12 protein-coding genes are annotated in these 10,842 nt (G+C 74.4%); 7 read left to right on the top strand and 5 right to left on the bottom strand.

What is annotated here, in order from left to right:
• Positions 1-200 precede the first annotated feature (200 nt).
• The 3 genes from N912_RS0102225 to N912_RS0102215 are packed head-to-tail and all read left to right on the top strand — an operon-like array spanning position 201 to position 3,012.
• Positions 201-1,142 carry an alpha/beta hydrolase gene (locus N912_RS0102225; protein ID WP_028921136.1) on the top strand — a complete coding sequence of 314 codons (942 nt, stop codon included), beginning with the start codon at positions 201-203 and terminating at the stop codon, positions 1,140-1,142.
• 6 nt (positions 1,143-1,148) lie between these two features.
• Positions 1,149-2,462 carry an MFS transporter gene (locus N912_RS0102220; RefSeq protein WP_028921135.1) on the top strand — a complete coding sequence of 438 codons (1,314 nt, stop codon included), beginning with the start codon at positions 1,149-1,151 and terminating at the stop codon, positions 2,460-2,462.
• Positions 2,463-2,490: 28 nt separating this feature from the next.
• A complete protein-coding gene (locus tag N912_RS0102215; RefSeq protein WP_028921134.1) occupies positions 2,491-3,012 on the top strand; it encodes a pyridoxamine 5'-phosphate oxidase family protein in 522 nt (173 codons plus the stop codon).
• A 3-nt stretch (positions 3,013-3,015) separates the two neighbouring features.
• Here the strand turns inward: N912_RS0102215 and N912_RS0102210 are convergent, their stop codons facing one another.
• The gene (locus tag N912_RS0102210) at positions 3,016-3,591 is read right to left on the bottom strand and encodes a sigma-70 family RNA polymerase sigma factor (protein WP_028921133.1); all 576 of its coding nucleotides are present in this window, start codon (positions 3,589-3,591) and stop codon (positions 3,016-3,018) included.
• A 63-nt stretch (positions 3,592-3,654) separates the two neighbouring features.
• On the opposite strand from N912_RS0102210, the gene N912_RS48970 reads away from it, so the two are divergent.
• Entirely contained in the window at positions 3,655-4,332 is a 678-nt protein-coding gene (locus N912_RS48970) for a zf-HC2 domain-containing protein (protein WP_051579464.1), read from the top strand.
• Between the two features lie 13 nt (positions 4,333-4,345).
• Positions 4,346-5,548, top strand: coding sequence for a bifunctional cobalt-precorrin-7 (C(5))-methyltransferase/cobalt-precorrin-6B (C(15))-methyltransferase (locus tag N912_RS0102200; RefSeq protein ID WP_028921132.1), 1,203 nt, complete (start codon positions 4,346-4,348; stop codon positions 5,546-5,548).
• Position 5,549: 1 nt separating this feature from the next.
• Here N912_RS0102200 and N912_RS0102195 read toward each other — a convergent pair whose 3' ends face one another.
• On the bottom strand, positions 5,550-6,272 hold the full coding sequence (locus tag N912_RS0102195; protein ID WP_037062662.1) for an SDR family oxidoreductase: 723 nt from the start codon (positions 6,270-6,272) through the stop codon (positions 5,550-5,552).
• A 102-nt stretch (positions 6,273-6,374) separates the two neighbouring features.
• Between N912_RS0102195 and N912_RS0102190 the strand changes: the two genes are divergently transcribed.
• Positions 6,375-7,220 carry a helix-turn-helix transcriptional regulator gene (locus N912_RS0102190; protein WP_028921130.1) on the top strand — a complete coding sequence of 282 codons (846 nt, stop codon included), beginning with the start codon at positions 6,375-6,377 and terminating at the stop codon, positions 7,218-7,220.
• On the opposite strand, the gene N912_RS0102185 is transcribed toward N912_RS0102190, so the two are convergent.
• Both N912_RS0102185 and N912_RS0102180 read right to left on the bottom strand, forming a co-directional pair.
• Positions 7,217-8,203 (bottom strand): malate dehydrogenase, encoded by a 987-nt coding sequence (locus N912_RS0102185; RefSeq protein ID WP_028921129.1) that lies wholly within the window; start codon positions 8,201-8,203, stop codon positions 7,217-7,219. The two genes, N912_RS0102190 and N912_RS0102185, sit on opposite strands and share 4 nt — an antisense overlap.
• 162 nt (positions 8,204-8,365) lie before the next feature.
• Positions 8,366-9,457 carry a cobalt-precorrin-5B (C(1))-methyltransferase gene (locus tag N912_RS0102180; protein WP_028921128.1) on the bottom strand — a complete coding sequence of 364 codons (1,092 nt, stop codon included), beginning with the start codon at positions 9,455-9,457 and terminating at the stop codon, positions 8,366-8,368.
• A 23-nt stretch (positions 9,458-9,480) separates the two neighbouring features.
• Here N912_RS0102180 and N912_RS0102175 point away from each other — a divergent pair, with 23 nt between their 5' ends.
• Entirely contained in the window at positions 9,481-10,215 is a 735-nt protein-coding gene (locus N912_RS0102175; protein ID WP_211261164.1) for a cobalt-precorrin-6A reductase, read from the top strand.
• On the opposite strand, the gene N912_RS0102170 is transcribed toward N912_RS0102175, so the two are convergent.
• The gene (locus tag N912_RS0102170) at positions 10,196-10,831 is read right to left on the bottom strand and encodes a precorrin-8X methylmutase (protein WP_028921126.1); all 636 of its coding nucleotides are present in this window, start codon (positions 10,829-10,831) and stop codon (positions 10,196-10,198) included. The two genes, N912_RS0102175 and N912_RS0102170, sit on opposite strands and share 20 nt — an antisense overlap.
• Positions 10,832-10,842 lie beyond the last annotated feature (11 nt).

Below are 10,842 nucleotides of genomic sequence, written 5' to 3'. Positions count from 1 at the left end.
ACGGACCTGTCTATCTCCCCGGAAGATCAGGGCACTGATTGAGGTCAAAAAGGCATACTGATTGAGAGCAAAACGAAACGAAGAAAGTGCATCTGCACGCGGCGGCCGCAAGCTCACCCGGGACGTCTGGTCGGTGAGCGCGGTCACGCCGATGCCGCTACGGTCATCGCGAGCCCGGCCGCGCGCAAGGAGGCCACCGAATGCCGATGCACCCCGAAGCCGAGCGTCTGCTCGCCCTGCTCGCCGAGGCGGGAGCGCCGCCGTTCGAGGAGCTGACCGTGCCGGTCGCCCGGACCGCGACGCAGGGCTTCCTGGAGCTGCAGGGCGAACCGCCCGGGGTGGCCTCCGTCGTGGCCCGGACGATACCCGGGCCGGTGGGGGAGGTCCCGGTCCGGGTGTACACGCCGCTGCCCGGATCGGCTCCGGGACCGGTGCCGGTGGTGGTGTACTTCCACGGCGGCGGCTGGGTGATCGGCAACCTGGACGTGGTGGACAACCCCTGCCGCCGGCTTGCCGCCGCGACCGGGGCGGTCGTCGTCTCGGTGGACTACCGGCTGGCCCCCGAGCACCGCTACCCGGCCGCGTTCGACGACTGTTACGCCGCCACCGTGTGGGCCGCCCAGCACGCCGCCGAGCTGGGCGGTGACCCGACCCGCGTGGCGGTGGCCGGGGACAGCGCGGGCGGCAACCTGGCCGCGGCGGTGGCCCTGGCGGCCCGCGACCGCGGCGGGCCGGTGCTGGTGGCGCAGCTGTTGATCTACCCGGTCACCGACTTCGACTTCGGCACCGAGTCGTACCGGGACAACGGCGACGGGTACCTGCTGAACAAGGCGACCATGCAGTGGTTCTGGGCGCACTACCTGGGTGCGCTGGACCTCGGCGACGACCCGTACGCCTGCCCGGCGCGGTCGAACGACCTGGCGGGGCTGCCGGCGGCGTACGTCGCCACCAGCGAGTTCGACCCGCTGCGCGACGAGGGCGAGGCGTACGCGCGGCGGCTGGCGGAGGCGGGCGTCAAGGTCACCGCGAAGCGGTTCGACGGGATGCTGCACGGGTTCGTGTGGACGGCGGGCGCGGTTCCCAGCGGGCTGGCGATCTTCGACGACATGGCGGCGGTGCTGCGCCAGGCCACGGCGGGCTGAGCGCCGGTGAGCGTCTCCCCGGCACGGCCGGAGCTCACCGCGTCGGCCGTCGCGAAGGCGACCCGGCGCCTGGTGTGGGTCCTGGTGCTGCTCTACGTGGTCAACTACCTGGACCGGGTCAACGTCGGTTTCGCGGCGTTGACGATGAACGCGGACATCGGGCTGAGCACGGCGGCCTACGGGCTGGGCGCCGGGCTGTTCTTCATCGGCTACTTCCTGTTCGAGGTGCCCAGCAACCTGATCCTGCACCGGGTGGGCGCGCAGGTCTGGATGGCCCGCATCATGATCTCCTGGGGCGTGCTGGCCAGCGCCAGCGCGTTCATCCAGGGGCCCGTCTCGTTCTACCTGGTGCGGTTCCTGCTGGGCATCGCGGAGGCCGGGTTCTTCCCGGGGATCGTGCTGTACCTGACCTACTGGTTCCCCCGGGCGCGGCGGGCCAACATCATGTCGTTGTTCATGCTCGGCGTGCCGCTGGCCTCGGTGTTCGGGGCGCCGATCTCGACGCTGCTGATCGCGCACGGGACCGGGTTCCTCGGCTTCGGCGCGGGCTGGCGGACCATGTACTTCGTCGAGGGCCTGCCCGCCATCGCGCTGGGGCTCGCGGCGGTGTTCCTGCTGCCCAGCCGGCCGGCCAAGGCGCGCTGGCTGCGCCCGGAGGAGGCGGAGGCGCTCACCGAGGCGCTGGACGCCGAGGACGCGGCCCAGGTGCCACACCAGCCGGGGGTGCTGCGCAGCCTGCTGCACCCCAGGGTGGCCGCGCTGGCGGCCGTCTACTTCGGGGTGGTGTTCGGGCTCTACGGGCTGGGGTTCTTCCTGCCGCAGATCATCTCCGGGCTGCAGTCGCAGTTCGGCGTGAAGTTCTCGCTGGTCGAGATCGGGCTGGTGACGGCGATCCCGTACGCGGTGGGCGCGGTGGTGATGGTGCTCAACGCCCGGCACTCCGACCGGACCGGCGAACGGGTGTGGCACGCCGCTGTCCCGTCGTTCGCGGGGGCCGCCGGGGTGGCGGTCGCGCTGTACCTGAACTCGGCGACGCTGGCGGTGGCCGCGCTGACGGTGTGCACGGCGGGGGTGCTGGCCGCGATCCCGGTCGTCTGGCAGTTCCCGACCGCGTTCCTGGGCGGCTACGGCGCGGCGGCGGGCATCGCGCTGATCAACTCCTTCGGCAACCTGGCCGGGTTCGTCGGGCCGTTCCTGACCGGCGCGCTGAACACCGCCACGGGGAGCTTCCGGCCCGGGATGTGGGTGATCGCCGGGTTCATGGCGGCGGCCGGGGTGCTCGTGCTGTTGCTCGGGCGGCGGGCTCGGGCTCCCGAATAGTGTCGGTGGGCCGTGGTGGCATGGCGGCATGTTCGAGACCGAGGCCGAGCTGGCCGAGACCCAGGCACTGCTCGACGCGTCCCTCGCCGGCGCCAGCGGGCATCTCCAGTCGATCATTCGCGCGGGTGAGCGGACGCTGACCGCGCGCCAGCTGGTCAACGAGTGCCAGGGGATGTGCACGCTCGCGCTGGCCACCGTCACGGCGCGCGGCGAGCCGAGGATCAGCGGCGGGGATGGTCACCTTCTGCACGGGCGGTGGGTGATCGGCACCAGCCGGTCGGCGGCCAAGGCCAGGCACCTGGCGGCGCGGCCGGCCATCAGCGCGGCTTACATGATCGGGGAGGAGCTGGGGGTGTTCACCCACGGCCGGGCGGTGACGCTGAACCCCCCGGACGGACCCGAGGACCCGGCCTGGCCCGAGGTGTCCGGCTACCTGCGGACCTTCTACGGCGACGACGCCGGCTTCGACTGGGGAGAGGTGGTGTTCTACCGGATCGATCCGCACTGGATGGTCGCGTGGTCATCGGACCCGAGCAAGGTGGCCGGATGACGGTCACCGACCGGTGGCGTCCAGCCGCTCGTCCGTCCCGCCCGGCTCCATCGCGGCCACCAGGTCGGCCCGGCCGCGGGCCACCCGGGACCGGATGGTGCCGACCGGGCACCCGCACACGGCGGCCGCCTCCGCGTAGCTCAGGTCCAGCATCTGGGTGAGCACGAACGCCTCCCTGCGGTCCGGCTCGAGGCCGAGCACGAGCTCGCGCAGCAGCACCCGCTCGTCCACCCCGGGCAGCGTGGCCGCCCGGTCGGCGACCAGCTCCCAGTCGGGCTCGACGCCGGCCTTGGGCCTGCGGACGGCCGCGCGCACGTGGTCGGCGGCGACCCGGCGGGCTATGGAGAGCAGCCAGGTCCGGGCCGACGAGCGGCCGGCGAACCGGGGCAGCGAGTGCAGCGCGCGCAGGTAGGTCTCCTGGGCGAGGTCGTCGGCCTCCCTGGGGCTGGTCAGGTTGGCCAGGAACCGGTGCACGTCCCGCTGGGTGGCCCTGACGAACGCCACCGTGGCGGCGGTGTCGCCGCGCGAGCCGGCCAGCGCGTACTCGGTGATCTCGTCGTGCTGTGCGCCGCCGGTCACGGACGCGAGCCTACCGACGGCTCCGCGGGAACCCGTCGAGTGTGATGTACGACTATCACGGACATGACCTGCGTGGAGTGTCGTGAGGTGCTGTCGGCCCGCCTCGACGGCGAGGAGCGCCCGGAGGAACGGGACGGGGTGGACGCCCACCTGGTCGGGTGCGCGGCCTGCCGGTCCTTCGTCGAACGCGCCGCGCACGTCACCCGGCTGGCCAGGACCGAGCTGGTCGAGCCCATCCCGGACCTGGTGGACACGGTGCTCGCGGCCGCGCCCCGGCCCGGCCGGCTGCGGCTGGGCGCCGCGCTGCGGCTGGTGCTCGCGGGCATCGGCGTCGGCCAGCTCGGGCTGGCCACCGGCGACGTGCTGGCGGTCGCCGACCACGAGCACGGCTCCGGGAACGTCGACGGCGCCACGCTGACCCACTTCGTGCACGAGAGCTCGGCGTGGAACCTGGCGCTCGCGGTGGGCTTCCTCGGCGTCGCCGCCCGGCCCAGCCGGATGCGCGGGGTGTTGCCGCTGGTCGGGGCGTTCGTCGGCGTCCTGGTCGCGCTCAGCGCGCTGGATCTGGCAGGTGGCCGGGTGAGCGGGTCGCGGCTGCTGGCCCACGGCCTGGTGGTGGCCGGGCTGGTGGTGCTCGCCTGCCTGGCGCGCACCGGGGTGCGCCCGCCCGGACTCACGCCCGACGCGCCGGGCGCCGGCCCGCGACCCGACGAGCCCGGGTGTCATCGACACGCGGCGTGACACCATCGTCGGCATGACGGTGACGGTGGTCGGCATCGGCGCGGACGGCTGGACCGGGCTCTCCCCGGCCGCCCGCGACGCCGTGGCGGCCGCCGAGGTGGTGCTGGGCAGCCGCCGGCAGCTGGAGCTGGTCGGTGACCAGCCGGGCGAGCTGCTGCAGTGGCCCTCGCCGATGCTGCCCGCGCTGCCGGCGCTGTTCGAGGGCATGGCCGGGTTGCGGGTATGCGCGCTGGCCAGCGGCGACCCGATGTTCTTCGGGCTGGGCGCCACGCTGTGCCGGGTGCTCGGGCCGGACCGGATCGAGGTGCTGCCGCACGCGTCCTCGGTCTCGCTGGCCTGCGCGCGGCTGCGCTGGCCGGTGCAGGACGTCACGGTGGTCAGCGCGGTGGGCCGCTCGCTGGACAGGGTGCGCGCCCACACCGCGCCCGGGCGGCGGCTGCTGGTGCTCGCGCCCGACGCCCAGGGGCCCGCCGAGGTCGCCCGGGTGCTCACCGAGCAGGGCTACCGGGGCAGCGAGCTGACAGTGCTCGAACAGCTCGGCGGACCGGCCGAGCGGGTCCGGACCGGCCGGGCCGGCAACTGGGACGAGCCGCCGGGGGATCCGCTCGCGGTGGTGGCCGCGCGCTGCGTGGCCGACCCGGGCACGGTCGGCCTGCCGCTGGTGCCCGGGCTGCCCGACGATGCCTTCGAGCACGACGGTCAGCTGACCAAGCGGGAGGTCCGGGCCGTCACGCTGGCCAGGCTCGGCCCGCTACCCGGACAGCTGCTGTGGGACGTCGGAGCAGGCGCCGGCAGCATCGCCATCGAGTGGCTGCGCGCCGAGGAGTCCGGCCAGGCCATCGCCGTGGAGCAGGACGCCACCCGGGCCGCCCGGATCGGCCGCAACGCCGCCGCGCTCGGGGTGCCGTCGCTGCGGGTGGTGGTCGGGCGGGCGCCGGCCGCGCTGGAGGACCTGGAGCCACCGTCGGCCGTCTTCGTGGGCGGCGGGGTCACGGCGGACGGCGTGCTGCCGGCCTGCTGGGAAGCCCTGGGCGGCGGCGGGCGGCTGGTGGCCAACGCGGTGACCGTACAGGCGGAGGCGCTGCTGGCGTCCTGGTACGAGCGCCACGGCGGGTCGCTGACCAGGCTCGAGGTCCAGCGCGCCGCGCCGGTGGGCCGGTTCACCGGCTGGCGGCCCTCGCTGCCGGTGACGCAGTGGGTGGTGGACAAGCCCTGACCTACCAGGGCACCGGCCCGTTGCGGTCGAAGTAGCCGCCGGTGGGGCCGTCCGGGCCGATGCCGGCCAGCTCGACCACCGCGTCGCTGCCCTCCTCCAGGGTCTGCACGCCGTGGTGGTCGTTGAGGTCGGTCGCGGTGTAGCCGGGGTCGACGGCGTTGATCCGAAACTCCGGCAGCGCCTTCGCGTACTGGCTGGTGATCATGTTGAGGGCCGCCTTCGAGGACGGGTAGGCCAGCGAGGCCAGCGTGGACTCCAGCCGGTTCGGGTCGGTGGTGACGGCCAGCGACCCCATGCCGCTGGACACCATGACCACCCTCGGGTTCGCCGACCTGCGCAGCAGCGGCAGGAACGCCCTGGTCACCCGGACCGGGCCGTACACGTTCGTCTCGTAGCACAGCCGCAGCTCCTCGGGCCCGGTCTCCAGCGCGCCGACCCTGGCGCCGACGATCCCGGCGTTGTTGACCAGCACGTCGAGCCGCCCGTGCGCCCGCTCGACCTGTTTCACCGCGGCGGCCACCGACTCGTCCGAGGTGACGTCCAGCTCCACCACCTCGGCACTGTGGCCGTCGGCCGCCAGGCCCTCCGCCGCCTCGGCACCGCGCGTCGAATCACGTGACCCCAGCAGCACCGTCCAGCCTGGCCGGGCGGCCAGCCGGCGCGCGGCGGCCAGGCCGATGCCCTTGTTCGCGCCGGTGACCAGCGCGATCGTCGTCTCCGTCATGTCATCGATGCTGCGCGGACCCCGCCACCCTGACCAGGCCCGGCCCAGCCAGGGACCGGCTGTACCAGGCTGAAGCCGAACCACCGAGGCATCCTGGGATACGTGGACCGGGGTGAGCTGGGGGCCGCGCTGCGCGGCTGGCGGGAGCGCATCGCGCCCGCCGACGTGGGCCTGCCGGCCGGGACGCGGCGCCGCACGCCCGGGTTGCGCCGCGAGGAGGTGGCGCGGCTGGCCGGCGTCTCGGTCGACTACCTGACCCGGATGGAGCAGGCCAGGGGCGCGCACCCGTCGGGCGCGGTGCTGTCCGCGCTGGCCAGGGCGCTGCGGCTGGACCCGGCCGAGCGGGACCACCTGTTCCACCTGGCCGGCGCCAGCCCGCCGATGCCCGGCCGGATCAGCGAGGCAGTGCGCCCCAGCGTGCTGCGGCTGATGGACCGGTTCACCGACCTGCCGGCCATGCTGGTCAGCGCCAAGCTGGACCTGCTCGCCTGGAACCCGCTGGCCGTGGCGCTGCTCGGCGACGTCTCCGAGGTACCGCCCGAGCAGCGCAACGTGGCCTGGCTGCGGTTCATGGTCGGCGGCGGGCGGCTGGTCACCACCGACGAGGAACGAGCACGGCTCGACCTCGCGCTGGTGTCCGACCTGCGCGGCGCCGCCGCCCGCTACCCGGACGACCCCGGCCTGCACAGGCTCATCGAACGGCTGCGCGCCGGCTCACCGGAGTTCGCGGCGCTGTGGGCCCGCCGGCCGGTGGAGCGGCGCCACGGCGACCGCAAGCGGTTCCTGCACCCGGAGCTGGGCGTGCTGGAGCTGGACTGCGACGTGCTGCGGGTGCCCGGCGAGGACCAGACGCTGGTGGTCTACTCCGCGGCCGAGGGCAGCCGGGAGGCCGAGGCGCTGGCGCTGCTGCGGGTGCTCGGCACCCAACGCCTCGGCGCTCCGGACTAAATCAGCCCGAGCTGGCGAACGGCGTCGCGTTCCTCGGCGAGCTCGGCGACCGAGGCGTCGATGCGCGCCCGGGAGAACTCGTCGATCTCCAGGCCCTGGACGATCTCGTACCGGCCGTCCCGGCAGACCACCGGGTAGGACGAGATCAAACCCTCCGGCACGCCGTACGAACCGTCGGACGGGATGCCCATCGAGGTCCAGTCGCCGTCCGCGGTGCCGTTGACCCAGTCGTGGATGTGGTCGATGGCGGCGTTGGCGGCGGACGCGGCGGAGGACGCGCCACGGGCCTCGATGATCGCGGCGCCGCGCTTGGCCACGGTGGGGATGAAGGTGTCGCGCAGCCAGTCCTGGTCGTTGACCGCGTCCACGGCGCGCCGGCCGCCCACCTCGGCGTGGAACAGGTCCGGGTACTGGGTGGCCGAGTGGTTGCCCCAGATGGTCATCTTGCGGATCTCGGTGATCGACACGCCCAGCTTGGCGGCCAGCTGGGACAGCGCCCGGTTGTGGTCCAGCCTGGTCATCGCGGTGAACCGCTCGGCCGGCACGTCCGGGGCGTGCGACTGGGCGATCAGCGCGTTGGTGTTCGCCGGGTTGCCCACCACCAGCACGCGCACGTCGTCGGCGGCGCCGGCGTTGATCGCCTCGCCCTGCGGCTTGAAGATGCCGCCGTTGGCCTCCAGCAGGTCGCCGCGCTCCATGCCCTTGGTGCGCGGGCGGGCGCCGACCAGCAGCGCGATGTTCACCCCGTCGAACGCGGTCTTGGCGTCGTCGGTGATGTCGATCTTGTCCAGCAGCGGGAACGCGCAGTCGTTGAGCTCCATCGCGGTACCCTCGGCCGCCTTGACCGCCTGCGGGATCTCCAGCAGGCGCAGGCTGACCCGGGTGTCCGGCCCCAGCAACTGGCCGGAGGCGACCCGGAACAGCAGCGCGTAGCCGATCTGACCCGCCGCGCCGGTGACGGTGACTTGGACGGAGCGTGGCACAGGAGATTCCTTCCCAATCCGCGAGAGCTGGTGCCCACGGCGGCCAGGCGTGCCGCCCCGCAACGCCGAGGTGACCGCGAGACTACTCAGCCTTCGTTGATCGTCGAAGTGGTGGTGACAGGTATCTCCGCGGGCGGCTGTCACGATGGGTGGGTGCGCGCGCTAGCCGGCCCTGCCGACGATCCGTCCGGCGCGGTCGATGACCACCACGTCGGTGCGCACCGGCGCGGGCTCGAGCACCCGCCGCGCGGTCGCCAGCGCGCGGGCGGCGACCAGCCCACCGAGGTCGAACCCGCGCGCTTCGCCGAGGCGCAGCGCGTCGAGCGCGGTGTTCGCGCCGCGCAGGTCGGCCACCAGCTCGGGCCCGGCGCCGGCGTCGCGGGCGGCGGTGGCCAGCGCGTTCAGGTCCACCTGGGAGCGGCCGGAGTGCAGGTCCAGGTGGCCGTCGCCGAGCTTGCTGAGCTTGCCGACGCCGCCGGCGATGGTCAGCCGGGGGATCGGGTGGCGGCGCAGGTACTTGAGCACGGCGCCGGCGAAGTCGCCCATGTCCAGCAGCGCGTCGTCGGGCAGGCCGTAGAGCGCGCGGGCGGTGGCCTCCGAGGTGCTGCCGGTGCAGGCCGCGACGTGCCGGTGGCCGACCGCGCGGGCCACGTCCACGCCCCGGCGGATGCTGTCGATCCAGGCCGAGCAGGAGTACGGCACCACCACGCCGGTGGTGCCCAGGATGGACAGCCCGCCGAGGATGCCCAGCCGGGGGTTCCAGGTGTGCCGGGCCAGCTCCTCGCCGTCCGCCACGGACAGCTCCACGAGCACGTCTCCGTCACCGCCGTGCGCGCCCGCCACCTCGGCCACCGCCGCGCGCATCAGCCGCCGGGGCACCGGGTTGATCGCCGGCTCGCCGACGTCCAGGGGCAGCCCGGGCTTGGTGACGGTGCCGACGCCCGGACCGGCCAGGAACGTCACGCCGGCGCCGGGCGGCCCGGGGCGGACGGTGGCCAGGATGAGCGCGCCGTGCGTGACGTCCGGGTCGTCGCCGGCGTCCTTGACCACGCCAGCGGTGGCCTCGGCCCCGGGGGTCAGCTCGGTGCGGTCCAGGGCGAACGCCGGCCGGTGTCCCTTCGGCAGCTCGATCTCGACCGGGTCGGGGAAGGTGCCGGTCAGCAGCGCGGTGTACGCGGCGGTGGTGGCGGCGGTGGCGCAGGCCCCTGTCGTCCAGCCGTAGCGCAGGCCGCCCTCGGGGCGCCGTCCGCTCATCCGTCCGGGATCCCGACGTGAAGGTGCTGATCCTGGGCGGCACCGGGGAGGCGCGGCGGCTGGCGGCGGTACTGGCCGGCCGGCCCGGGCTGGAGGTGGTGTCCTCGCTGGCCGGGCGGGTGCGGGCGCCTGCGCTGCCGGAAGGGCAGGTGCGCATCGGCGGGTTCGGCGGGGTGGACGGGCTGGAGGACTACCTGCGGCGCTCCGGCATCGCGGCGGTGGTGGATGCCACCCACCCGTTCGCGGCGGTGATCACCGAGTCGGCCGTGGCCGCCGCCGAGCGGGTCGGGGTGCCGCTGCTGCTGCTCCGGCGCCCGGGCTGGGTGGAAGGGGCGGACGATGACTGGCACTGGGTCCGCTCGCTGGACGAGGCGGCGTCGGCGCTGCACGAGATCGGCGGCGAGCGGGTGTTCCTGACCACCGGTCGGCTGGGGCTGGCCGCGTTCGCCGGGCTGGACGAGCACTGGTTCCTGGTGCGCTCGGTGGACCCGCCGGAGCCGCCCACGCCGAAACGCATGGGGCTGCTGCTCGCCCGGGGGCCGTTCACCCTGCCAGGGGAGCGCGCCCTGCTCACCGAGCACGGCATCGACGTCCTGGTCACCAAGGACAGCGGCGGCGAGGCGACCGCCGCGAAGCTCCAGGCCGCCCGCGAGCTGCGCATCCCCGTGCTCATCCAGGCCCGCCCAGCGGCACCGCCCGTACCCACGGTGACCACCGTCGACGCCGCTGTAGCCGCGCTTACCACTCACGGGGTGTAGCCAGTGCGTTCAGGGCGGCGGCGGCGAGCGCGCTGCCTCCTCGGCGGCCGTGCACGACCAGGTGCTCCAGGCCGGCCGGGTGGTCGGCGAGCGCGCGCTTGGACTCGGCGGCGCCGATGAACCCGACAGGCACGCCGATCACGGCGGCCGGCGCCGGCGCGCCCGCGTCGACCAGCTCCAGCAGCCGGAACAGGGCGGTCGGCGCGTTGCCGACGGCCACCACCGCGCCGGCCAGCCGGTCCGCCCACAGGTCGACGGCGGCGGCGCTGCGGGTGGTGCCCAGCCGCGCGGCGAGCGCCGGCACGGACGGGTCGTTGAGCAGGCAGAGCACCTCGTTGTCCGCCGGCAGCCGGCGGCGGGTGACACCGGCCGCGACCATGGTGGCGTCGCACAGCACCGGGGCGCCGGCGGCCAGCGCGGCGCGGCCCTTGGCCACCACGTCCGGCGAGAACCCCACGTGGGCGGGCAGGTCGGTCATGCCGCAGGTGTGGATCATGCGCACCACCACGGTGGCCACGTCGGCCGGCAGGCCGGACAGGTCCGCCTCGGCCCGGATGGTGGCGAACGAGCGCCGGTAGATCTCGCCGGGGTCCCGCTCGTATGAGTATTCGGCCATCTGTCCACCGT

Origin of the sequence: Actinospineispora acaciae DSM 45401 (genome assembly GCF_000620785.1) — a bacterium.
Lineage (GTDB): Bacteria > Actinomycetota > Actinomycetes > Mycobacteriales > Pseudonocardiaceae > Pseudonocardia > Pseudonocardia acaciae.
Note: the sequence above shows the minus strand (reverse complement) of the source record. Positions and strands in the feature narration are given on the sequence as shown.